The 25,546-nt window shown below is 55.9% G+C and carries 15 protein-coding genes and 2 pseudogenes; 13 read left to right on the forward strand and 4 right to left on the reverse strand.

Annotated features, from left to right (window positions below):
* The first annotated feature begins 167 nt into the window (after positions 1-167).
* From Q363_RS32790 to Q363_RS45145, 12 genes and pseudogenes are all read left to right on the forward strand, one after another.
* Positions 168-971: a DUF4159 domain-containing protein gene (locus Q363_RS32790; protein WP_035359012.1), complete on the forward strand. Its 804-nt coding sequence runs from the start codon at positions 168-170 to the stop codon at positions 969-971.
* Between the two features lie 35 nt (positions 972-1,006).
* Positions 1,007-3,289, forward strand: coding sequence for a glutamine amidotransferase (locus Q363_RS32795; protein WP_035359013.1), 2,283 nt, complete (start codon positions 1,007-1,009; stop codon positions 3,287-3,289).
* On the forward strand, positions 3,286-4,248 hold the full coding sequence (locus Q363_RS32800; RefSeq protein ID WP_245632631.1) for a hypothetical protein: 963 nt from the start codon (positions 3,286-3,288) through the stop codon (positions 4,246-4,248). The genes Q363_RS32795 and Q363_RS32800 overlap by 4 nt, the downstream gene beginning before the upstream one ends.
* On the forward strand, positions 4,248-6,440 hold the full coding sequence (locus Q363_RS32805; protein WP_035359014.1) for a tetratricopeptide repeat protein: 2,193 nt from the start codon (positions 4,248-4,250) through the stop codon (positions 6,438-6,440). Before Q363_RS32800 ends, Q363_RS32805 begins: the two co-directional genes overlap by 1 nt.
* Positions 6,441-6,455: 15 nt before the next feature.
* On the forward strand, positions 6,456-7,484 hold the full coding sequence (locus tag Q363_RS32810) for an AAA family ATPase (protein ID WP_035359015.1): 1,029 nt from the start codon (positions 6,456-6,458) through the stop codon (positions 7,482-7,484).
* Positions 7,484-8,371, forward strand: a complete 888-nt coding sequence (locus Q363_RS32815; protein ID WP_035359016.1) for a DUF58 domain-containing protein — start codon at positions 7,484-7,486, stop codon at positions 8,369-8,371. The genes Q363_RS32810 and Q363_RS32815 overlap by 1 nt, the downstream gene beginning before the upstream one ends.
* Positions 8,371-10,407, forward strand: coding sequence for a vWA domain-containing protein (locus Q363_RS32820; protein ID WP_035359017.1), 2,037 nt, complete (start codon positions 8,371-8,373; stop codon positions 10,405-10,407). Before Q363_RS32815 ends, Q363_RS32820 begins: the two co-directional genes overlap by 1 nt.
* Before the next feature lie 188 nt (positions 10,408-10,595).
* Positions 10,596-14,063 carry a hypothetical protein gene (locus tag Q363_RS32825; protein WP_245632632.1) on the forward strand — a complete coding sequence of 1,156 codons (3,468 nt, stop codon included), beginning with the start codon at positions 10,596-10,598 and terminating at the stop codon, positions 14,061-14,063.
* A 175-nt stretch (positions 14,064-14,238) separates the two neighbouring features.
* Positions 14,239-14,574, forward strand: a pseudogene (locus Q363_RS47525) (outer membrane beta-barrel protein); the annotation flags it as partial.
* Positions 14,501-14,710: pseudogene (locus Q363_RS32830) on the forward strand (outer membrane beta-barrel protein); the annotation flags it as partial. The pseudogenes Q363_RS47525 and Q363_RS32830, both read left to right, overlap by 74 nt.
* A 240-nt stretch (positions 14,711-14,950) precedes the next feature.
* Positions 14,951-15,298: a hypothetical protein gene (locus Q363_RS45140; RefSeq protein ID WP_245632633.1), complete on the forward strand. Its 348-nt coding sequence runs from the start codon at positions 14,951-14,953 to the stop codon at positions 15,296-15,298.
* Positions 15,295-15,564 (forward strand): GH39 family glycosyl hydrolase, encoded by a 270-nt coding sequence (locus Q363_RS45145; protein ID WP_051979660.1) that lies wholly within the window; start codon positions 15,295-15,297, stop codon positions 15,562-15,564. The genes Q363_RS45140 and Q363_RS45145 overlap by 4 nt, the downstream gene beginning before the upstream one ends.
* A 112-nt stretch (positions 15,565-15,676) precedes the next feature.
* On the opposite strand, the gene Q363_RS32840 is transcribed toward Q363_RS45145, so the two are convergent.
* The gene (locus tag Q363_RS32840) at positions 15,677-20,893 is read right to left on the reverse strand and encodes a beta strand repeat-containing protein (RefSeq protein WP_211256482.1); all 5,217 of its coding nucleotides are present in this window, start codon (positions 20,891-20,893) and stop codon (positions 15,677-15,679) included.
* A gap of 593 nt (positions 20,894-21,486) precedes the next feature.
* Between Q363_RS32840 and Q363_RS32845 the strand changes: the two genes are divergently transcribed.
* Positions 21,487-22,935: a DUF3011 domain-containing protein gene (locus tag Q363_RS32845; protein WP_035359021.1), complete on the forward strand. Its 1,449-nt coding sequence runs from the start codon at positions 21,487-21,489 to the stop codon at positions 22,933-22,935.
* Positions 22,936-23,560: 625 nt separating this feature from the next.
* On the opposite strand, the gene Q363_RS32850 is transcribed toward Q363_RS32845, so the two are convergent.
* From Q363_RS32850 to arsM, 3 genes are all read right to left on the reverse strand, one after another.
* Positions 23,561-23,977 carry an arsenate-mycothiol transferase ArsC gene (locus tag Q363_RS32850; RefSeq protein WP_035359022.1) on the reverse strand — a complete coding sequence of 139 codons (417 nt, stop codon included), beginning with the start codon at positions 23,975-23,977 and terminating at the stop codon, positions 23,561-23,563.
* Positions 23,978-24,018: 41 nt separating this feature from the next.
* Positions 24,019-24,498: an arsenate reductase ArsC gene (locus Q363_RS32855; protein ID WP_035359023.1), complete on the reverse strand. Its 480-nt coding sequence runs from the start codon at positions 24,496-24,498 to the stop codon at positions 24,019-24,021.
* 64 nt (positions 24,499-24,562) lie between these two features.
* Positions 24,563-25,504: an arsenite methyltransferase gene (gene arsM, locus Q363_RS32860; RefSeq protein ID WP_035359025.1), complete on the reverse strand. Its 942-nt coding sequence runs from the start codon at positions 25,502-25,504 to the stop codon at positions 24,563-24,565.
* Positions 25,505-25,546: the final 42 nt, after the last annotated feature.

A 25,546-nucleotide genomic window follows, 5' to 3' on the forward strand; every position in this document is an offset into this window, starting at 1 on the left:
CCTGTCGCTCCCGATTTTGTCCTCCAGCGCGGTTTATGGCAAGGGCGTCATCAAAATCAATGATTTCCTGCTACAAATTTCTGTTTGGTTCGTCTACCTGTCTATCAGACAGGGCACGAACCGTTTCTGGTACTCTCCTCATCACGCCACCTCATTCGGAGGTTCTGATGAAGCTCTCGCGGGTTGCGGTCGCCTCGGTCATAGCAGCAGTTGGCTGCGTCGGACTGCGAGCGTACCAGCGAGTTGCCGACCTTGGCTTTGGGAATGACGACTCGCCAACCAATATAAAGGCCGAGTTTTATTGGTCTCGACTGGCGTTTTCCTCCAATCTGCAGGGAATGAGCAGCTTTGGGGGATATGGCTACTGGCGCAGGAATGCGTGGTCCAGGGACTATCCCAAAGCAGACCGGCAGTTTCTGATTGCGATGCATCGGTTGACCCGGATCGACGGCCGGCCCACGGAGCAGGTGGTCACTCTGGACTCCGACGATATCTTCAACTATCCATGGATCTACGCCGTGCAGGTTCAAATGTGGTCTTTCACGGACAAAGAGGCGCAGAAACTCCGAGACTACCTGTTGAAGGGCGGATTTCTGATGGTGGACGATTTTCACGGAACGGAAGACTGGGAAAACTTCATGAATGGGATGCGCCAGGTTCTTCCAGATTTTCCCGTGGAAGACCTTCAAAGTGGTGATGAGATATTCCACAGTCTCTATGACATCGACGACAAGATGCAGATTCCTGGAGAACACTTTGTACGCACGCGGCGCACTTACGAGAAAGATGGGTATCAGCCGAAGTGGCGCGCGATCCGCGATACCAAGGGGCGGATTATGGTGGCAATCTGCCACAACATGCATTTGGGCGACGCCTGGGAGTGGGCCGATGATCCGAACTATCCAGAAGTATTTGCATCCATGGCTTTTCGCGTAGGCCTCGATTACATCATTTACGACATGACTCATTAGTTCGGCTAACGAAACATCCCAGGGATCCTGAAGGCATGTTTGAGTTCCTCTTCAAATATCCAAGTCCAGTGTTCACGAAGGGCCGCCTTGTGCTGCTCTCGACGTGGCCTGGGTGGATGCTGGCAGTACTCATTGCTGTGTTCACGGCCGCACTGGCGCTGGTGACCTATCGGAAGATCTCAACCGCTGCGCCTAAATTGAAGACCTGGAGAGTCTGGGTCTTGTGGGCTATCCAATCCGGTTTCATCGCCTTGGTTCTCCTCCTGTTGTGGCAACCTGCGATGGTGGTGGCCGCCTTGACCTCGCAGCAGAATATCATCGCTGTGGTCGTAGACAATTCGCGCAGTATGGCAATAGCAGATAGCGATGGCAAGACCCGTGAGTCAGCGGCGCTCAACATTCTTGAAAACGGCTTGATATCCCAGATTCAAAAGCGATTTCAGGTGCGCCTCTATCGCCTGGGCGCCAGCGTCACGCGGATCGATGGACTCCAGAATCTTCAGCCCCAGGATGCCGCCACAAACATCAATGGGGCGCTTAGCAAGCTTGCGGAGGACACTACGGACCTGCCGATTGGTGCGATTCTTCTGCTGAGCGACGGTGGACAGAACTCAGCCGAAATGGGGGACTCGGGGGTTTCACCCGACACCTTGCAGGCCTTGCGTAATCGGAGATTGCCTGTTCACACGATTGGTTTTGGACGGCCACAGCTTGCGCATGATCTGGAACTGGAGAATATTAGCGTAGCTCCTTCTGCAGTGATCAATTCCCGGTTGTCCGCAGCGTTGAGCTTTATGCAGCATGGCTTTGCCGGGCAGACGGCGAAGATAACAGTTAAGGATGGAGAAAAAACTCTCTCAACAAGAGACGTTAAGCTTGACCCGGACGGAGTTCTTCAAACGGAATCGCTCTTCTTCTCAGCGGGCAATGCCGGAGCGCGGGATCTTCGGTTCGCCGTAGAGCCTCTGCCTGAGGAAGAGAACCTTAAGAACAACGCGATGACACGATCGGTTCTTGTAAACGACGTCAAGCGACGTGTCCTGTATGTAGAAGGAGAGCCTCGATGGGAGTTCAAGTTCATCCGGCGTGCCGAGGAGGACGACCCGACCATTCAGCTGGTCTCCATGTTGAGGACCAGCGAAAACAAGATCTATCGCCAGGGGATTAATGATCCGGGTGAACTTGCCAACGGCTTTCCCACGCGACCGGAGGACCTGTTCGGATACGACGGGATCATTATCGGCTCGGTGGACGCGGATTATTTCTCACCCTTGCAGCGTGAGCTGCTGCGCGAATATGTGGACCGGAGAGGCGGTGGTGTTCTCTTCCTTGGAGGGCGGATGGCACTGAGTGACGGAGGATGGGGCGCGTCGAGTATCAACGAAATGCTTCCGACATTTCTACCCCCCGGGCGCAATAGCTTTCATCGCAATGCGGCGACTGTTGAGCTGACTCCGGCCGGCGCAGAGTCACCCATCACACGGCTACTCGACGACCCCGCCAAGAACATGGAACGGTGGAGGAAGCTGACTTATCTCGCGGATTATCAGAACGCCGGATCGCCAAAGCCGGGCGCCCTCGTACTTGCGCAGATGAACGTCGGACGACGAAAACTTCCGCTGCTCGTAACTCAGAGTTATGGGCATGGTCGTACTGCAATTCTCGCAACGGGAGGGACATGGCGCTGGCAGATGAGTGAAGCGTTGGGCGATCCCTCGCATAACCTCTTCTGGCAACAGCTGATCCGTTGGCTCGTCGCCGATTCTCCGGGTAGGGTTACCGCTTCTGTATCGTCACACCTGCTGATGGACGACGAAAAGATTCAGCTGGCCGCCGTGGTCCGCGATCTTCAGTTTCAGCCAGCAGTCAGTTCGCTCGTTGTGGCGCATATCCTCGGACCTCAAGGGGTTAATTCGTTCATCGATCTGTCTCCGTCGCAGGAGACCCCAGGCAAGTACACGGCACTGTGGAACGCCGAAAAGCCCGGCGGCTATCTAGCGGAGATAATGGCCACAGACAACGCATCGAAACAGGAGTTAGGACGTGACACCTTAACATTTCGCCGCGAGGACGGTGTGGCAGAGAACTTCCACACCGAACAAAACCGCCAGTTATTGCAATTGCTTTCCAACGAGACGAGCGGTCGCTACTGGGAGCCCAATGCAATCAAGGACCTGCCTAACAACATCTCCTATTCCGAGGCGGGCATCTCTGTTCGCACGACCAACCCTCTGTGGAATATGCCCACTGTCTTTCTGGTGCTTCTAAGCCTGCTCAGCGCGGAGTGGTTATTGCGGCGCAGATGGGGAATAGTATGAAGAGGTCACAGGGGCAAAGACGACGCTGCCCAATATTTCATCTGGGAATATTCTGCGCGACCCTGTGCCTCCCCCTCATCTGTGCTCACGCCACGGCATACTACGTTGTCGTGGCAGGGCTTGGAGGCGAACCGGAATACCAACAGCGCTTCACCGCCGAGGCGAAAGACCTCGAGAAGATATTCAAAGCCTCTGGGCCTAATGCGCAGATCTATACGCTGATCGGACAGGACGCCACTGCCGTACGATTAAGAGACACTTTAAGCACAGTCGCCCACTCCTCCAAGCCGGAGGATGACTTTGTTTTGATACTGATCGGCCACGGATCTTTTGATGGCATGGTTTACAAGTTCAACCTGGTTGGACCGGATGTAAGCGATGAAGAAATCGCAGAGCTGTGCAATCGCATTCCGTCTCAAAGACAGCTTATCGTTGATACTTCGAGCGCGAGCGGTGGCGCAATTGCTGCGCTTCGGCACCCAGGCCGAGCCATCGTCACCGCGACAAAATCAGGTACGGAGAAGAACGCGACGGTCTTCGCACGGTACTGGGTCGAGGCCTTGCAGGACACGTCTTCCGATACAGATAAGAGCGATTCGATCAGTGCGCTCGAGGCTTTTACTTACGCCACGAAGAAGACTGCCACCTTCTATGAGTCGCAGAGGCGGCTCGCGACAGAGCATGCCGTCTTCTCCGACGCTAGCGGCGAGCCTGTTCGCGACGCAGGTGCCAGCCAGGGCGCTCTCCTGTCGAACTTCACCTTACTTCGGCTTGGGAGTACCCAACAGGCCGCAAACAACCCTGCCAAGCTTGCGCTTCTTGCGAAGAAGGAGGAACTCGAACGGAACATCGATGCCTTGAAGTATCAGAAAGCCGCAATGGATCCGGCTGATTACAAAAAGCAACTCACAGCGATGTTGTTGGAACTGGCGCGGGTGCAGCAGGAGTTGGACAAGTGATGCGGATATCCACACTCATTGCGACCTTGCTGCTAAATGCAACAGTGCTCGCCGCTGCCCCAGCAGACTGCTGGCGATTGCGTAAGCACGGACAGGAACGCGAATCGCAATCGTGTTTCGAACTATTGACGAAAAACGGAGAAGCGGCCGTTCGCGCCGAGGGATTCTGGGGTCTTGAGCAATGGGACCGGGCAAATGAGCAATTCCGCCTCGCAACCCAATCAACAAATAGCGGGCCTGAGATCGAGGTTCGTTGGGGAATGCTGCTACACGAGCGCTTCAATGACAAAGACGCGGCGGATCTCTTCCGTGAGGCGCTGTCTAAGGATCCGTCGAACGCAGACGCTTATCTCGGCCTCGCTATCGTATCGGCAGATAGCTTCGATGGCAAAGCCTTGCATTATGTCAACAAATCTCTCACTCTTGATCCGAAACGAGCAAAGGCCCATGAGCTTGCAGCTAGCCTCGCTCTCGAAAATGACGATCGCGATCTCGCGGCCGCCGAGGCGGACAAGGCACTTGATCTTGAGAGCGATGCACTCGACGCCATGTCTGTTCATGCTGCGATCGACCTGCTCAACGAACACTCGCCCGACTCCTGGCTTGCGAGGGTGCGAGCCATCAATCCTCGCTACGGAGCGGCGTATTCACACATAGCCCGCCAGCTTGAGCTTCACTATCGCCAGGATGACGCGGTGACCTACTACCGCAAGGCGATCGCAGCGGATCCCCGCCTCTGGTCAGCGCACTCCGATCTGGGCATTGGTCTCATGAGACTTGGCCAGCAGGAAGAGGCGCAGAAGGAGCTCGAACTGAGCTACAACAACGGCTATCGTGACGCCGCTACCGTCAACAGTCTGCGTTTGCTCGACAGCTATAAGAACTACATTACCGTCCGCGACCAAACCACGATTTTGATACTTAAGAAGACGGAGGCTGATCTCTTACGCCCATACTTTCAGGACGAACTGCACCGAATCATCGCGGCTTACAACACAAAATACAGATTAACGCTACCGGGGCCGGTGCAGGTTGAGGCCTATCCCGACCATGAAGACTTCGCAGTCAGGACGATGGGAATGCCCGGGTTGGGGGCGCTCGGTGTGACCTTCGGCGAAGTCATTGCCATCGACAGTCCATCCGCGCGAAAACCTGGAGACTTCAATTGGGGAGCGACGTTATGGCACGAGATGAGCCACGTCTACGTGCTTACAGCAACAAAAAACCGCGTTCCGCGATGGTTTACGGAGGGGCTCGCAGTACACGAAGAAGGCGAGCGTTCCCCAGAGTGGGCTAATCGCATCACACCTGAGGTAATCATCGCTATTCGAGAAAAGAAGCTGTTACCCGTACTCAAGCTGGACCGAGGTTTCGTCTATCCCGAATATCCATCACAAGTGGTCGTCTCCTACTTTCAGGCAGGTAGTATCTGCGACTTCGTAAAAGAAAAGTGGGGTGAATCAAAGCTGCTTGAGATGGTCCATTCCTATGCTGATCGGAAGACCACGCCAGAGATGATCAAAAGTAATCTCGATATCACGCCAGAGGAATTCGACAGACAGTATCTGATGTGGATCGATAAACGATATGCCTTTCAGGTCTCTCACTTTGATCAATGGCGGGAGAGTCTGAAAGCAATCTTGGCCGCCGCGCGCGAGAAACGATGGGACACGGTCATCAAGGAAGCGACGATAGCACTTCCCCTCTATCCTGAATATGTAGGCGAGGGTAGCATATATGAGCTTCTAGCTGATGCCTACCGAGCGCAAAACGACACCAAAGCTGAGGCGCGAGTTCTATCTGCTTATCAGCGCGCTGGGGGCCAGGACCCGGCACTCCTGAAGCACCTGGCGGATATCGAAGAACATGACGGAAACAAGCGCGAAGCTGCAGAGACACTTTCGCGGGTAATTTACATCTATCCCGTGAACGATGCCGAACTCCACCGGCATCTGGGAGACCTGCTGTATGACCAACAATTCTACGATCAGTCTGCACGCGAGTACGCCGCTACAGTAGCGTCGAACCCGGTAGATAAGGCAGGAGCACAGTTCCTGCTCGCGAAGGCCTACCTGGCAGCCGGGCATAAGAATGAAGCTGAAGAGAGTGTGCTGGCAGCTCTTGAAATTGCGCCGGGGTATGTCCCCGCGCAAAAACTATTACTGGAACTACATCAATCACCTGACAAATAGTGAGGGCATCATCTCATGGCTACTTTCGCCGACGTCAATCAAGATGCAGTTCAGCTCCAGCAGCGCGTCGAGCGCTTTCACTCGGTACGAGAGAACATAGTCACCCAGGTACGCGAGGTCATCGTGGGTCAGGACGAAGTCCTCGATCAGGTCTTGATCGCGCTATTTGTTGGCGGTCACTGTTTGATGACAGGCATGCCTGGAACAGCGAAGACGCTGATGGTGCGAACCATTGCCGAGGCGCTCGGCCTCGAATTTCGTCGCATCCAGTTTACCCCCGATTTGATGCCGTCTGATATTACCGGCACTGACATCATTGAAGAAGATCTGGCCACAGGTCACCGCAAATGGACCTTCGTTCCAGGCCCAATCTTCGGCAATATTCTGCTTGCTGACGAGATCAATCGCACGCCGCCTAAAACTCAGGCCGCGTTGCTCGAGGCAATGCAGGAGCATTCGTGCACGGTAAGAGGACAGGGTTATCCTCTGCCCGCACCGTTCTTCGTCTTGGCAACTCAAAATCCGATCGAGCTTGAAGGCACTTATCCGCTTCCGGAGGCGCAGTTGGACCGCTTCCTGTTCAACGCAACACTGGACTACCTCAGGCCGGACGAGGAGTTGAAGGTCCTAAGCCTGACGACGACCACGCGTAGACCAAACGTGCAGGCTGTAACTTCCGCTGAAGAGATGCTCGATTTTCAGCAACTGGTACGGATGGTCCCGATTGCCGATTCAGTGGCGCGCTATGTCATCGATCTTGTGCGCGCAACGCGTCACAAGAGTGACAATGCACCTGACTTCGTGAAGAAATATGTTAACTATGGCGGCAGCGTACGCGCCGCACAGTTCGTGGTTCTAGCCGCAAAGGCGCGAGCGCTTTCGCGAAAGCGATATCACGTAACCTACGAGGACATCACTTCACTGCTCATTCCTGTACTGCGTCATCGCATCCTGTTGAACTTCCACGCTGAGTCGGAGCGAATCGATACCGACGAGATTCTGAGACGCCTGCTAAGGCACATGCCGCCCCCAAGGGAGATCTGATGCAGCGCTTTCTTGATCCTGCAATACTGGCCAGCATCTCTTCGCTCGATCTGGTAGCGAAGACGGTCGTCGATGGCTTCATCTCTGGATTGCATCGATCTCCCGATTTCGGATTTAGCCAGGAGTTTGCGGAGTATCGTGCCTACACGCAGGGAGATGACCTTCGCCATGTTGATTGGAATCTCTTCGCGCGAACGGAACGCTGCTATCTGAAACGTTACGAAGGCGAGACGAACAGCCAGCTTATGGTCCTGCTCGATGCCAGCAATTCAATGCAGTACGGATCGAGGAAGCCTGCTAAGGCCGACTATGCCCGTTACATCGCAGCATCGTTGTTCTACATGGCCATCCGCAACCAACGTGACGCTGCCGGGATTGTTGTGTTCGACGACGAGGTCCGCGATTACGTGCAACCTTCAACCCGTCAGGGGCAACTGGCACGATTGTTTGCTACGCTCGATCGTGCCGAGCCACGAGCGCGAACCGACTTCTTTAAACCCCTGAAACACCTGCAGACCCTATTGCATAGGCGCGGAATTGTCATCGTAATCTCCGATTTCTACGAAGAGCCCGATGCAATCATACGAGCATTTGAATTCCTCCGGTTCAAGGGTAATGACATTGTTTTGTTTCATGTGCTCGACCCCCAGGAGATTCGACCGGAATTGAGAAATCCGGCGATCTTCGTAGATCTTGAGTCTGATCAGAAGATCGAAGTCACGCCGGAGTATGTCAACTCTACCTATCGTCAGAAGATGCACTCCCACATCGAGCATCTTCGCTCACGGTCAAAGGCCGCGGGGCTGGAGTATGAGCTAATCCGCACTGACCAGCCGCTGGATAGGGTGCTGCGTGAGTATCTGTCACTGCGGAAGGCGGGTGCGTAATGGGCTTTTTTGCGCCATGGTTTCTTGTTGGGTTTCTGGCGCTGGGGATTCCCACCTTTGTGCATCTGTTGCGTAAGCATGTCACGATTCCCCGCCCGGTCAGCTCGCTGATGTTCTTCGAACGCGGTACGCAAAGTTCGACACGTCACAGGCGCCTCAGATACCTCTTACTCTTCGCACTGCGTTTGCTGCTTGTGTTGCTAATCGTTCTCGCATTCGCAAATCCGTATCTCCGTCGTCCTGCAAATGCAAACGGGAGTCTTCTGCTGATCGTGCTCGACAACTCGTTTAGCATGCGCGCGGGAAACCGGTTTATGGATGCGAAACGGCAGGCACTCGAGACACTCGCTTCAAAGCCCCGCTCGCAACGAGCACAGGTCATCGCTCTTGGTGGACAGGTTCAGCTCTTGACCCAACCTGTTTCGGATTCAGAACAACTGAAAACTGCGCTCGACAACATTGACGTTGGAGATGGACACGCGAGCTTTGCGGGCCTCGGGCGTTCTGTTCACGCCCTGAGCGAATCGTCGCCGGTCCCTATGGACCTTCATCTCTTCAGCGACATGCAAAGCACTGCGATGCCCGATAACTTTGCTGACGCGGTGTTGCCTGCGAATGTCAAACTAACGCTCCATTCGGTCTCTGGTAACTCCGCATCTCCGAACTGGACCATTGAGAGTCTAAGTGCGCCAGCCGAGCTAACAGACCCCAAGGATTCTACGAACTCGCGTGTGAAGGCGGTCGTTGCTGGCTTTACTTCACCGCAAGCAGACAAAACCATTTCTCTTGTCGTAAATGGAAGACCTGTTGCCAGCCGGACCATCACCGTTCCGGAGAACGGTCGAACTCCAATCGAGTTTGCGCCGATTGACGTGAACTATGGCTTCAACCGTTGCGAGATACGGATAGAGGGCAGCGACTCCCTACCCGCAGACGACACGGCAAGGTTTGTTATCCGCCGCGTTGACCCGCAGAGGGTTCTCTTTGTTCATAGCGCAGCCGATCTGCGGTCACCGGCGTACTTCGGTGCAGCACTGAACGCAGCCACCCACGGAGCCTTTGGATTGCAACCTATGGTGGTTGAACAGACGACCAATTTAGAGCCGGCGAAATTTGCGTTTATCGTGTTGTCTGATGCCACCAGTCTTCCTTCGATCTTCGAACATACGTTGGAGCAGTACGTGTCGAAGGGAGGGAATGTCTTTATTGCTCTCGGTCTTGACGCGGAACGTCGCAAACATATCCCGTTGTGGTCGAGTTCACTTGAGCAAGCTCACACCTTCGGGCCTTCAGGAGCGGTGGGAATCGGCATCGTCGATTTCACTTTCCCTCCGCTCGAGCAAGACAAGCCGGGGCGCGACAACGGAGGATGGGCAGCAACGAAAGTGCTGTATGCAGCGGTTGTCGATTCTAAGGGTGCGCGCGTCACCGCGAGGCTAAGCGATGGCACGCCACTCCTACTGGAAAGACAAGTCGGGGAGGGGCGTGTACTTTTGTTTACCTCAGGTCTCGAAAATCTGACCAACGATCTGCCTATCCAACCCGTTTTTGTCCCCTTTGTGGATAAGATGACTCGATACCTTTCCGGGAGCGAGCAGCTCAGTGGATCGAGGATCGTCGACTCATTTGTGCAGCTTCGGGCATCATCTGTAGCTCCTGGGAAAGCAGCAAATGTGGAGGTCATCGACCCAGAGGGACGACGCCCACTTTCACTAAGTGAGGCCAGCATCGCTCAAAGTTTTCGCCTTGGACAGGCAGGCTTCTATCAGATTCGGTTCGCGAACGGACGCGATACTGTTGTTGGAGTGAATCCTGACCGAACAGAATCGGATTTGACCCCGATCTCACCAGAAATACAGAGCTTATGGATCGGGAGCGACGATAGCCGCCGGGGCAGCGAGAGAGTGGTTGCCTCCAACCCAGACTCCCAAAACTTAAGCCTGTGGTGGTACATTATGTTACTTGCATTCACGGTGGCTGTCGCCGAGACGTTGCTCTCAAGCCGCTACCTGGGTACGCGGCGGGAGGATATATGAGCAAGCAAAGCGAGCTCAACTCCTACATCTCGCAACTGAAATCCAGGCTGCGACTGCATGCCTGGATTTCAGGCACTGCAATCCTTACCTTGGCAGCCCTCGCAACTACGAGTGCGCTTGTCCTGATACTGAACCATTTTGCGTTTCCTCCGACCGGAGTAAAAGGCGCGCGGCTCGCCCTCTTTGCTGTGCTTGCCATTGTCGCAGCACTCGGCGTTGTCGTGCCGCTGTTACGACTTACATCTACTCGAGCGGTGCGCAAAGCAGAAGCTTTGCACCCAGTCCTCGAGCAGCGACTTACTACATTCCACGAGCGCCAACAACCAGGCGATGACCCATTTCTCGAACTACTTGCAGCTGATACACTCTCGCACGCTCAAGATGCGCCGCCGTCATCGATGGCGCCGAGCAATCGACTCTTTGGGCTCGCCGGCATCGGACTCGGTTGTCTCTGCCCCCTGATCTGGACGATCGCAGCAAGGCCAGGCTTCATAGGCTACGGAGCGGCCCTTCTGTGGACTGGAGAACACAAGGACGCAGTTCCTCTGTATAGCATCCGTGTCACTCCGGGTAACGTCACAGTCCGACGCCATAGTGATCAGTTGATCACAGCGCATGTTACTGGCTTGCATCCAGAGAAAGTTCAGATCTTCGCGCACTACCAAAGTGCCAAGAATTGGGAGCCCGTCACCATGCAGCCGCAACCAGATCTGGGTGGCGCGACGAGCTATCAGTTTATGCTTGCAGGTTTACCTGAAGATGTGGAGTACTACGTCACCGCAGGTCCTTTGACCTCGCAGCATTATAACGTGCATGTGGTCGATCTACCTTCGGTAAAGAAGATTCAGGTTACATATCAGTATCCCCGATGGACAGGCATGAAGCCTGTGACACAGGAACAGTTGGGCGACCTGCGCGCGATTGAAGGAACTGACGCGACAATCGAGGTCGAGATGGATAAGCCGCTCACCAATGGACGGCTCGCTCTCGATGACAATCAGACGGTTGCACTGTCGGGCGGAAGTGCGAATAAATACACCGGCACGATTCACATGAGCAAGGACGGCTCTTACCACATCGCCGCACTCGACCAGAGCCAAACCGTTCGGCTTTCAGAAGATTACTTCATCGCGACTGATAAAGCGGAGCCGCCTGATGTAAGTATCACCAGGCCTGGCGGAGACTACCGTGCATCTCCGATCGAAGAAGTAACTATAGGTGTTCAGGGAGCAGATCAGTTTGGGCTTCGTGACCTGCATCTCCACTACTCCGTGAATGGCGGCCCTGACCACGACGTGAATATGTTGAAAGCTCAGGGCGTCAAGAGCGTCGACGGTTCTCATACGTTGCAACTTGAAGAGTACAAGCTAGTTCCTGGCGATCTTGTGAGCCTGTATGCCACAGCCAAAGATGGGCATGCCGAGACTCGCACTGGCATCAGCTTTGTACAAATCGATCCGTTTGAGCGAGAGTTTTCACAGTCACAGCAAACCGGCGGGGGTGGCGCAGGCGCAGGCGGCCAGAACAACCAGACGGATATGTCGAAGCGCGAAAAGGAAATTATTGCGGCCACCTGGAAACAGCAGAACGACAAATCGACTACACCGAAAGATGCCGCAGTGACCGGACAGTTCCTTTCCGACGCGCAAAGCAAATTGCGTGATCAGGTCATGGCGCTCTCTGCCCGTATGCAGAGCCGCGACCTCTCTGAAGCAAATGACGAGTTCAGCAGTTTTGAGAAAGATATGCAACAGGCCGCCGCAGCGATGGCACCTTCAGCCGAAAGACTGAAGGGGACGCAGTGGAAAGACGCCTTACCCTTCGAGCAAAAAGCTTTACAGGCTCTGTTACACGCTGAAGCAACATTCCGTCAGATTCAGGTTGCATTCGGTCAACAGGGTGGCGGCGGCGGTGCCGCCAACTCAGCAGGGCGCGATCTCGCAAGCCTCTTTGATCTTGAACTGGATACAGAGAAGAATCAGTACGAGACTGCTCAGAACACTTCACCTGCAGAGAAACAGCAGAAGGAAATCGATGACGTATTGGCTAAACTCGACGCTCTAGCCAAGCGACAGGAAGAACTTGCCAGGCAACAGAAAAACCCACAGCAAAGCTTTCAAGATCGCTGGCAGCAGGAGATGCTGCGACGTGAGGCCGAGCAGCTTCAACGCGAGATGGAACAGCTTGCACAGAACGGCCAGCAGAGCAATGGCGCGCAGCAATCGAGTCAACAAAACTCTGCGTCAAACTCCATTGGCAAGTCCTCTCAACAGCAGAGTTCATCATCCAGCAGTAATTCGGCCTCCTCTCAAGGCAGTAATTCTCAAGATCAGCACATTCAACAAGCACTCAGCCGACTGAGGCAGGCGACCGATACGATGAGACGGAACGGCGGCCAGCAACAGAGCGCTGAAACTGCCCGTCAGGCGGCCGACAAGTTGCAAGAAGCGAAGAACCTTCTCGGCGCCAGGCAGCAACAAGTTGCTTCAGGAAAATTGGGGTCGCTGTCTCAGGAAGCTGATCGCATCGCACAGGAAGAGCGCGCTCAGACGGACCAGATCAATCGCTTTGCCAGCCAAGCCCCAGTCGATCCGATGAGCCGCGACAGCATGGAGGCCCGCTTACAACAGCGGAATCAGCTGGCTGCGGAGAGACAACAGCTCTCTGATGCCCTCTCCAAACTACAGAAGAACTTACGAGACACGGCGCGCATGATGGCTCCCAACCAGCCCGAGACAGCACAAAAATTACGCCAGGCACTCACAGAGATGGATGAGTCCGACCTGGACAATCATATGCAGCGAACGGCGGATTGGCTGCGCCGCGGGATAAATCCAAACTCCAACGGAACTGAATCTGAGATCGCGCAAGGCCTGCAAAGGTTGAGTCAACAACTTCGTGAGGCGCAAGAGAGTATACGTCCAGGACAGCCGGGGCCACGCACAGGTTCTAATTCAGGCGATCAGACGGCCGCACTAGAGCAGGTCCGTCGACTACGTCAACAGCTTGAGCAGATGACTGACCCGAGCGGTAGAGCTCCAAATAGTCAGGCGACGCAGAATGGTGCGGGAGATCGTAGCCAGCAGCCCGGTGGAGGCAAAGGACAGGGGCAAAACCCATCGGATCTCAGAGCTCAGAATGGTCAGCTCCAACGAAATGGTCCCGGACAGCAGTCCAACAGCCCGCAGACAGCGAATAGCAACGGCGAGGTGCGTACTGGAGGAGGAGGCAGCGATGGAGCTGCCTGGGGAAATATAAACACTGGCAATAATACCTACGCATCCGGAGCGGTAGGGCCTGTGCCTACCGATGCATCCGGGAATCCGCGGGACACCGAACAAGTCTACCTACAGCAATTACGGGAGCTTGGCCAACTAAACCAGATGGTGCAAGGTGATCCCACTCTCACAAAGGAGATCAGGGAGTTGACGCAGCGAATGCGAAACCTTGATCCGAAACGCTTTCCTGGGAACCCTGCGCTTGTCGAACAGTTGCATCGGGAGATGCTTAGTTCTATGGACCGCATTGAAATTCAGTTGATGAACCATGGGGCTACCGCAGAGGCGAGATCCGGAAAACCTGCTTCCATACCAGCCGGCTACGAGGAAACTGTGGCTGACTACTATCGCCGACTAAGCAAAAGTGAGTGGAAATGATCGGATCTCTGGAAGCTCAACTGATTCGTCCCTGGTAGACGATGTTAGAACGTCTGAGGGGGTCGTCACTTCCTGCTACTCAGCACCGCTTTGGTTAGGTTTTGCAGGAGAATCACAAAGTCCGTTGTACGGTAGACCTCCGGGGTCATAGACCCAGAACGTCACGCCTACACGAACCCTGGCGAACTACTTTTTGGGCTCCCCCTTGGGATCAGCTTCTTCCACGCCGTCGATCAACCCCTCGCGCGTGCACCTCAGCATGGGAACCAACATCGACTACAACATGAACGTGCAGCATCAGTTCTTCGATCACGACTTACTCGAGATCGGCTACGTCGGCAATCGCGGCGTGCACCTCAGCGCGACCAACGATGCCAACGTCCCGCTGATACCCGGCCTGGAGCCATTTAGGCCCGCCGGCCCTTCCTCTTTGGAGCGGCATCGCCTACCAGACGCAGAACATGTCCAATCACTACGACTCGCTGCAGGCAAAATTCGAGCATCGCTTTAGCTACGGCTTCAACACTCTGGTCGCCTACACCTTCTCCAAGGTGCTGCAATACAATCAGGTCCACGTACTTGGCGGCAATACGGCGTATGAGTATGCCCTTGCCCCGTTCGATACCGCACAACGTCGCCATCAGTGAAGCTATTAGCTTCCCTTCGGTCACCGCCGCAAGTATCTGAACAACACGAATGGCTTCGTGGATGCGATCCTAGCGGCTCGCAGGCGCAAACTGTCCTCGTTGTTCGCAGCGGAACGCCCCTACACGCCCATCATCTCCTCGAACCGGCCAACTGTCCTCCAGTGGTACTTCGAGGTCGAGGCCGCTCCCGAAGGCTGGCCGCCTGCTCCTTGCGCGTGAACCCGGCCAACAACTACCGCAATGGCACGCTGTATCCGGCCTACACCGCTGCAGCCTACAAGGCGCCGTTTTGAGCTGCAGGACAGGCACAAGGTCAACCTGCTCTCCATGCTCAGCTGGTCCTTCGAGCTCGAAGACAAAGACTACTTCGAAGGCTTCCGTTCGCTGTCGACAAACGGAATAAACAAGCCGGTTCTCAACCTCTTCCGTATGTTCGGTCTGATGAGCGGCACACGCGTCGCCGCCAACAGCGACGCCAGCGTGTCACTCGACACACTCATCAGCACAGGCGTTCGAGACAAGGCAGACGTCGACGCCATGGCCTCCATCGACGACACAAGGCGGCCGTCCTGCTTGGAACTACCATGACGCCGACCAGCCGCCGCGCCACACCCATGACCATCAGACTCAGCGGCTTCCCCACCAGCGTCCGCCGAGTACTCCTGCAGCACTACCGCATCGACGACACATGTAGCAACGCCTACACGGCGTGGAAGGCGATGGGCTCACCGCAGCAGCCCACCACCGAGCAGTACGCGCAGCTGCAGTCCGTCGCGGGCCTGCAACTAACGTTACCGTTCTTCTTGTCGGCTTTGCGATCGCCTGCTTTTGTTTCCACCAAGACGGTTCAGTGAAGCTTGCGGAGGCAGCCCGAAACAAAAAGCAAGAGTGCGTGCGAGGCCGATCGGAAGCGTAAATTACATAGCTCTCTGAACTCTGTTATTACATAGCTCAGAGAACCATGTCTTACTGGATCGTGATTGTGAGCGCCGATGAAGCTGAGGCACCGGGATTCACGGCTGTGAGTGATGCCGTGCCGGCGGTTGCAAGATCTGAGGCGGGGATGGCAACCGTCAAATGCGTTGCATCCACGATTGTCGTGGTTCGGTAGTCTCCGTTCCAGTTCACGGCGATCCCCGGAACAAAGTTGCTTCCCGTGAGGGTAAGCAGCATATTTCCGGCACCATGGGCGATCGTGGAAGCGGAGGAACCTGTCAGCACTGCAGCCGTGGTGTTGGTATTGAGCAGCTGCGGAGCAACAAACGGTCCGCGGACCAGATAGATGTGTCCGGTTGAGGTGACTGCGGCCAATCCATCCGCGCCCCAGCGTACGAGGTCCTGCATGGAGAAGTTGGTGGAACCTTCGATAGTTGGAATGTTGAGAGAGATGGAACCCGTCCGCAGGTAATTGCCGGAGTCGTAAGAGAGCAGACCGTCTGTGTATCCATACGACGTGGATGCCGTGTTTCCAGGAAAGAAGACGCGACCGAGCGAAGTATCGGGCGCGGCAACCGGCATGCCACCTGAGTAGGTGTACTGCGATGGCAGTGTAAAGCTGCCAAGCTGCGTGACACCACCGCCAGAGGACAATGCAGCCACTCCGCCGCCGGATGCGAAGGCTTTGCCTCCCACGATTTTGAAGCAATTGAACCGTGCGAGTGGAGTTGTCGTTCCGGTGGTGGAGGTGAACCCGTTAGCGTTGACCCCGAAGAACGTAAGGTAGTTCGAGTCGCCGGTGACAAAGAGCGTCGACGCATCGAGGAACCGCATACAGGGGTAGCTGTTGTAGTTCAGGTAGCTTGAGCGCTGGGTCATTGTCTTGGTGCTTGTTGAATAGTCGTAGATGCCGCTGCCGTAATAGTAATTTCCCAGCGACAGAGCCAGCGTGTTCTCTGATCCCGGCTGGACCGTAAGCTCCAGGGCGTATGGAGTGTAGTACGGGGTTCCACTTGTTGGGATGGCAATCGTGTCGGTCGTTCCGGTCAACATGTCGTAACGAACAACGCTGGAAGCCGTGCTGTTTGCAACATAGAGCGTTTGACCGGAGTCACTCAGCGCGAGCTTCGTTGGAATATTGGTGAGCGGTAGTGGCGTTCCGACGGCGGCAGTCTCTGGGCTGATCGCCACAAGTGAGCTTCCGGCAGTTGTAGACGATCCCGTCGAGACGCTCGCCATCAGCTTGCGGCTGTAGGGATCATAGACGATGTGATTTACGCCGAGTGAGAGGACGGAGTAGATCGTTAACGGCACGGAGTTCGACGTGCCACCGCCAGGCGATGGAGAAGCGACCGAGAGAGAAGCCCATCCCATACCTGTCAACTGCGCAGCTGGCACCGTCGCCGAGAGCTGGGTCGAACTGGTGTAGGTCGTGTTGAGTGTTGTTGTACCGAGCATGACCGTCGACCCAGGTACGAAGCTCGTTCCCGTCACCATAATGGTGGTGTCCACGCTGCCACTCCGGATTGCATTCGGGGCAACTGAACTAAGCGTCGGCGACAGGTTGTAGTCGCTGCCTGTGACGGAGAGCGACGCTGAGCCAGAGTCGTTCGTGTTGTTGCTATCGGTCGAAGAGCTGCTGACGCGAGCGTTTAGCGTAGCCGTTCCTGCGGAGGTCTGCAGGATAGTAATCGTGACAGTGACTGTGGATCCGCTTGAAACCCTTCCTAGATTGCAGCCACTCGTTGAGGTTGCACAGGCACCGGATGTAGTGCTTGCCGAAACCAGAATTCCTGTAGAGGGAACCTGGATCGCAAGTGCAACGTCTGTCGCGGTCGATGGGCCGTTGTTCGTCACCATCACCGTGTAGGTGGAAGTCGCGCCGGTGATTGTATCCGGGGACGCCGTGGCCGTAACGCCCAGATCTGCAACGGTGGAAGAGAGGTCTTTTACCTTGTTCGATTGCAGGGTGAAGATCCCGGCATTTGTATGCAGGGCCAATCCGCTACTTCCCCAGCGAACGAGACGGTTCGGATTGAAATAGATGTAAGTTTGGTTCGTGCTGTTATAGATGGAGTACGGCACCGATATCGGAATCGTCGCACCTGTGGCAGTAAAGTCGTCAGGATTGAAGATCTGGATCTGGCTATAACCAGAACAGCAGGAGGAGTTATCCAGAATGAAAACCTTGTTCAGGGCGGTATCTGCAAGGGTTGGCCCCTGGGCGATCGTCGTTCCAGTCTGGTACATCGTTCCGAGAAGAGTTCCCGCCTCGGCATCGTATACCTTGCCGTAATCGCCGTAGAGTTTGCCGCCAACCAGTTGCATCTCATCGAACGAACTGCCCGCAAGCGAGATGTTCGAGTTTGTGTTGGTGACCTTTGCAGTTAGACCTGACGCACTGTAGGTGTACGTATAGAGGCCGGACCCGCCAACGTAGATCTCCGTTCGGCTCGCATCGACCTGCAAGGCGTACTGTGAATAGTAGTTCTGGGTAGTGAGGGCGCCGCGCACGACGCCGCTGTCGTAAATTCCCAACGCAGTTGCGTAGTAGCCGCTTGTACCCTGCAGAACGACAACAGAGTCTGTTGCGCCCGGAAGTGCAATGAGATTGAGCGCCACCTGTGGACCATTATTGTTGTTCGTGACATTCAGAGCGAACTGCAGGCCCGCTATTCCGGTCGTCAAATCGACCTTTCGCACTCCCGAGGCTCCGTCCAGACCGACCCAGAGATATCTTCCATCCGGAGTAAGAGCCAGCTTATTGGGCTCGCTTCCAACCGGGATTGGTGTACCAAGAGCACCTGTCGCCGGATCCATGGAGACGATCGAGTTCCCGTATGGAGCTCCGACGCTGGCGGGAATGGACAGATAGAGCAGGCCATTCACCGGGTTGTAGACCATGCTGTTGCTGACGATCGGCACATACGCCGTGAACACGAGAGCATTCGAGGTGCCTCCGCCAGGCGCCGGCGTTGTGACCGTGATGTTTCCTGTACCAGGGAAGAGCAATTGCGAGGCAGGTACGGTCGCGCTTAGGGAACCAGAGTTCGTGTAAGTGGTTGGAAGCGCCTGCCCGTTGTAGGAAACGGTGGACGTCGAGGTGAAGCCCGTGCCGTAGATGGTGAGTTTCGTATCCGTGGCGATGGGACCGGCTGCCGTGGAGAGGGATGACAGAGTGGGAACCGGTGGGTCAGTAATATTGAAGGTGACAGCATTCGAGACCGGAGTGATTGCCGTGGGACAGCTTACGGTGATGCTTGCTGACCCCTTCGTGGTCAGCAACGAAGCTGGAACCGCCCCATAAAGGCTGTAGCCAGTGGTATAGGTACCAGTCGACGGGTTATAGATGGTGCCGTACGAATAGCTCGTGGTCAGAGCCGTGGTATTCCACTGAAGTGTGCAGCCAGTGCTGAACCCGGTTCCCATCGCCGACAAGGCAAGCGCAGGTGATCCCGCAATTACCGAGGTCGGATTCAATGAGGTTATTACCGGCGTTGGAGTCGGGGTCGCTACTGTAAGAGTTGCGACTGGAGAGACGCTGTAGTTCGGTGCCGGATTGACCGCAGTGACATTGAGTCTTCCAGCCGTTACAACATCGGAAGGCGGCAGGACGAAGGTGACCTGATTCGCACTCACGTAGGTGGTTGCCCGCGCAGAACCGTTGATCTGGATGCCGGTGCCGGGCACCATTCCCACACCACTTACGTTGATGACCGTGCTGGTAGTTCTGCCCGCAGGCACAGTTGATGGCGACAGGGTAATGGCCCCGAGCGCCGAGTTGTTAATCGCGATAGATGCAGCACTGGACGTGCCGCCGCCAGGGGTTGGCGTGAATACATTGACGGAGAGACTGCCTGCCGTGGCCTGGTCGGCAACGGTGAGAGACGAGAGCAGCTGCGTCGAGCTGATGTAGGTTGTTGGACGTGCTGTGCCGTTGATCTGCACTACAGTCGAGGGGACGAAATTCGCGCCCGTGATGGTAATTGGAGTCTCGGTCGCCGTACCGGTCATTACGAGGTTCGGCGTCACGGTGATCGAGCCCGGAGCGGGATTATTCACAGGCAGCGAAGCCGGGGCCGTGCTGCCGCCGCCGGGACCTGGGTTTGTAGCAACGATAGCGAGAGCACCTGCCGTTGCGAGATCGGCTGAAGTCAGGGAAGCTATCAGCTGTGTGGCATTCACATAAGTCGTTGTGCGCGGTTGGCCGTTCACGTAGACCACGGTTGCTGGAACGAAGTTCGACCCGGTGATGGTGATCTGAGCAGTGCCGGTTCCGGTGATGGCCGAAGCCGGAGTAAGAGTGATCGCACCCGGAACCGGGTTGTCAATCGCGATAGCAGATGATGCCGAGACGCCTCCACCTGGTGCCGGATTGACCGCCGTGATGCCAAGTGAGCCCGCGCTTACCAGGTCGGCCGGTGTCAGCGCGACCTTCATCGCCGTTGCACTGACAAATGTTGCCGGACGCGATGCACCGTTTACAAGCACTCCCGTGCCTGCAACAAAGCCGGTCCCGACAATGTCGACCGCCGTCGCAGCCGATCCGGCCTTCAGCGCATTCGGCGAGAGCGATGCGATGGCAGGCGCGGGGTTCGCAACAACAAGAGCGATGGTGCCGGAAGCTCCGCCGCCGGGCTGAGGGTTGACAGCATTGAGAAGCAACGGCGCGGCGCTGAGGTAATCGTTTGCAGTAAGGCTTGCCGTAAGCTGCGTGGCGCTGACATAGGTGGTATTGCGCGGGCTGCCATTGACCGCGAGGGTGATACCCGGGACGAAATTGTCGCCCGTGATGGTGATGGTTCCCGCAGGCGAACCGACGAGAACGCTCGACGGTGCAAGGGCGGCAACTGTGGGAACAGGGTTGTCCACTGCGACGTTATTGGTGGTATCGGCGGCGACTACCTGGGTGCCGTTGGCGACGGCAAGCTTGAGAATCGTGCCCGTTTGCAACTGAGAGGCCGGAATCGTCGCGCGGAGCTCTGTGCTGCTGACGAACGTTGTCGGGACGGCTGCTCCCGAGAGCTGGATTACCGAGTTCGAGGTAAATCCTGCGCCGGTCACGACGATAGCAACGGCGGACGAACCGACCGGGATGTCCTTGGGAGAAACGGACGTAATCGCGAGCGGCATGGTTACGGGCGTAGTGCTGCCTCCTACGCCGGAGGACGATCCCGAAGCCGCCGGTCCAGTGCTGCATCCGGAGAGCAGGGTGCCAATAAGACAGAAAGATACTGCAAGGCGCACAAATCCCAGGGGTGGTCCGGAAGACAAATTAGTCATAGAGAACGCAGACTATCGGAACACTGGTTGGCGGGCAAGAAAAAAAATCGTTCAAGGCTTGAATCCGGCCAGCAACATTCCCAACGCGCCAGATAGACCATGGGGGGACCATAGAAGCCGTATCATAAAGTCGCCGAAGACGGGTTGTTCCGAGATATCGCTGGCGTGATCGGGCATCGTCTGAAGTCGTCAGTAAGACCCCAGACGAAACAACCAACCATTTCGGCCGGTACGCGCATTTTTCGCAGCAATCGACACCCTGGCCTCAAGCGAGTGGACAACCAGGTTATCCCCGGTTACCATGCCATCCTGCGGGCTCCGAAACCTTAGGCTCTTACGGGAAGGCATTTAGGCCTTAACATGGTTGGGCGGAAAAGCTAGGTGCGAACAACAACGCGTGGATCCGACCTGGATTTCGCTCATGGGGAAGATGTGAGTGGGTCCCTTGCAGACATCTCCCCAGACATAGCTCACGCATGCAAGGCGATTGGCCTCCTTCCTGGGAAAGCCGCGGGTCCGGTCAGATGATGACGGCTCTAGCCCGCAAAAGGAGGAGCATGAAACGAATAAGCTGCTTTGTGTCTGCAGCCGTGGCTCTGGGCTGGGCTGCAGTTCTAAACGCTCAACAGAGCTTTGTGGAGGCGTCGGTTTCGTCCGTCGTAAGCTGCGTCTCCAAAGGCAAAGAGCGACAACGATGCTCCGCCGACACGCGTGCGGGCATCGTAATGTTGCGACCAACCGGTGAGGCGGCCTGCCTCCTGGGCAGAAACTGGGGCTACGACGATCAGGGAGTTTGGGTGTCGGAAGGTTGCGGAGGCGACTTCGCGACTGGAAGTACTTCCCGCGCCGCTGCACCGGCGCCCACCGCTGCGGCCTTGGTTCAGTCCGAAGACGAAAAAACCCAGATGGACACCACCACAACGGGGATCAATCCTACGCAGAAATACACCGGTGGCTTCCAGCCCTATGGGAGTCTTCGCACTATCATCTCCGTTCCAGCCAACGGAGAAGCGGAAGTACAAGACGACGCCACCCGCGTCGGCATTAATTTCACAACGTTTGGACCAATTAGGGTAATTGGCATCACGGAATGGGGGGTGAACCTTGTTCAGAGCGCAACCTCGCTCAACGCCGGCGCAACCACGGCGTCCGGCTTCGGCGTGGTGCAGACAACGACTCAACCCGTCTTCGGTGCTCGCCTTGGTTCTATTGGCGTCGATTTCGGCAAATATGGGCGTCTCTCTTATGGCAAGCAGCTTTCCACCCACTACGACATAACGAGCTACACGACGGATCGCTTCAACGTCTTCGGCGGCGTGTCCACCGCCACCTATGTTGCCGGCACTGACGGCGGTCAATCAGGTACCGGCCGTGCCGATCAGACGGTTCTTTACCATCTCAACTTCGCCAAGAACTTCGACTTCGGAGCGCAGGGGCAGTTGCGCACCGCAGACACGCCGCAGGCCTTCAACGGCTTCGGCTTCTCTTTGCAAGCGAAAGTGCTTCCGGGATTACAGATCGGTGGCGCCTACAACAAGACCTATTTCGACAATTTTCTTACAACTACGGTGCTCCATGGCGGCACGGATTACTGGGCCTTTGGAGGCAAAGGCACTTGGCGCAACCTTGAATGGGGAGCAGACTGGGTCCGGCAGAGCAACGGCGACCTGGCATTCATTCCCGACCCCGCAGGCGGACCGTCCCCAATAGCCGTCGGATTTTCCGCGAACGGAGTCGAGGTGTATTCCAGGTTAAAGTTCGGGAAGTTTTCAGCGGTACTTGGCTTTGAGGACTACATTCCCTTCGACCTGAGCCCCCTCATCGACCCAGACTTCAAGACCAGATATGCAGTCGTCGGCGGCGAATGGCACATCTCGCCATCTGGCTACGCGTTTATTGAATCAAGGCTGGGAGACTCCACCGACGCCCAAGGAAAGGGAGGTTACAACGCAGCAACCCTCGGGTTCCGCTACGACTTCACCTGGAAGACGCTGCATCTGCCGTAGAGCTATCGAAGATGGTCGGGGCGGAGGGGATTCGAAGACTACCCCCCGTGATCCGCCATGTTTCTAAATTCGCAGTTACTTCCGCTTTAACTCTCTGAAGCTAGGCGGTTTCCCTGAAGTCTCTGGTTTCCTTATTGTCTATAGATTCTTCCTTGGAGAACCAATTTCCACGAAAACGGTATCCACGGTATCCATTATTTTTGGGTGGGAGGGCTTCATAACCTCCCCCTTCTCTCGAGCGAATTAATAATTGCCGGGTTACGGGTCGAACTGCTTCGCGCGGTGCTTAGTGCTTTCGCGAACATCCCAGACGCAGAAAGGGATTTCGAAGGCCGTGCGACTGCCGTGATCCGGATCCTCGACGAACCACAAATCGCAGATCTTGCCAGGATTCGTTCCGATCTCGAAGGCCCTTTCGCCTGCGGGCACCCTTCTCCAAGAGTGAGGCACACGCCTTTTCTCGTTTAACGGCCTATCCGTTACAGTCAGCGCTGTATCTCGCATACGATGCCCGAGACAGATGAACGATCGCGATCCGGAAAAGCATCTTCCACTATCTTGTCCATCGGTCAGGCAAGGGTTTCTGCACCCTCGCATACGCAATTCATTGGAATGAGCAGAATAGCTATGCCGGTACTACGTTCCTGCTCAACTGTTCCTGCTCCAGTAATTGCATAACCCGTCGCTTGATTTGGTCGCGGGTCTGCCGCACCGACTCGATCCCTTGTCCTTTTGGATCTGGCAGCGGCCAGTCGTCACGTCGCAGGCCGGGAATATAAGGGCATTCATCCCCGCAGCCCATTGTGACCATCATCTCGGCATTCTTTGCCAACTCTGCCGTCAGCTTCTGCGGCTTTGCGTCGCTGAGGTCGATTCCAACCTCGCGCATTGCGTCCACAACCACCGGATGAACATGCTCGGCAGGTTGGGTACCGGCAGAGATGCCGCGCGCCAATTCAGGATCAGCAAGCTGGTTGAAGAACGCAGCTGACATCTGGGAACGGCCTGCATTGTGAACGCAGGCAAAAATGAAAGTGCGCATCTCTGGTCAAGCTCCTTCTGTTAAGCGGGTCTATTGATGTCCTATCTTGTCGATTCCTTCTGTAACGCAAGCTGGTCAAGCGTCGAGAGAGGCAAAGACAGGAATAGACTGATTCTTGGATCGAGGATGGAGAAAGTGTCACGAAATGCGCAGTCAATCTCTTGCGGCGTGCCTACAGCCGCAGCTGGATCGGGTACTCCCCAGTGGGCTGTCAGAGGCTGCCCAGGCCAAACTGAGCAGATTTCCTTGGCCGCGTTATCGCAGACAGTAAGGACGAAATGGGGCTGGGGTGCATCAGGTTTGGTAAATTCATCCCACGATTTGCTGTAGAGCCCTGTGGTGCTGAGTCCGGCAGCCTCGATCTGTTTGAGGGCCTCGGGGCGAACAAGCCCCGCGGGATGGCTGCCCGCGCTGTATGCCGTGAAGTTGGGTCGCCCCTTACGGTTCATGATCGCTTCGGCCATGATGGAACGGGCCGAATTTCCCGTGCAAAGAAACATGACGTTGTAGTGTGCTGGCATTGTTCAATTTCCTTCGGGTCCACGAATTGAGTTTGCAGCTCTACCTCGATATGCAAAGCGAGTCTCACACCGCCACTGTGCCGGTGCAGCAGGTCGGGCCACAGCAGGCTTTTTGATCCCTTTGCGCTGGTTTTACCGCGTACACTTTGACGCTGGCAGCTGCCGCATTCACGTCATATTCAGAAAGGAGCTTCGTCAAATCCTCGTGAAGACTGGCGGGTGTAGGCGCGTTAGTGGTGGAGCAACAGGCATCTCCAAGCACAGTCAAGCCATTGCCCGGATCCATCGCTGGGGAGCAACATCCGGCCTGATTTTCGACCTTGGCATAGGCGTTTAGATCGGCCCCGCTGTTCACAATCTCGACGTGTTCAAAGCCGGCGGCGAGCAGCCCTTCGCGGTAATCATCTATCTTGATTGCTCCGCCGATGCAACCGACATACGCCGCCATGCTCTGTGCCACGGCAGGCGGCAATTCAGCCTTGAGTGCAATGTCGCTGACCGCTAGTCTTCCACCTGGTTTCAGAATCCGTGCAATCTCACGGAAGACGGCGGGCTTGTCGGGAGCGAGGTTGATGACGCAATTGCTTATGACACAATCGACCGATCCATCCGCGAGGGGAAGGTGGTCGATGGTCCCAAGATAAAACTCCACATTCTGGTAACCCCCGTTTTGGGCGTTTGTTCGAGCACGCTCGATCATCTCTGGCGTCATATCGACACCGATCGCCTTCCCGGAAGGCCCAACCAGAGGAGACGCCAGAAATACATCCATCCCGCCGCCTGATCCCAGATCGACGACCACTTCGCCTGGACGTATGGATGCAATGGCCGTCGGATTTCCACACGAAAGCCCCATATTAGCTTCAGCAGGAATCGAAGTCAGCTCCGCCGCACTGTATCCAAAGGCTTCAGCGACCGCCTTTACGCCAGCGTCTTTGCTGGAGAGCGTGCTCTCCGCAACCGCTCCATACTTGGACCGCACCGATTCGAGCAACCGTTCTGTCATAGAGAACCTCCGATATATCTGCCAAACAGAATATATTTCGGG

It is taken from the genome of Edaphobacter aggregans DSM 19364 (assembly GCF_000745965.1).
GTDB classification, from domain to species: Bacteria; Acidobacteriota; Terriglobia; order Terriglobales; family Acidobacteriaceae; genus Edaphobacter; species Edaphobacter aggregans.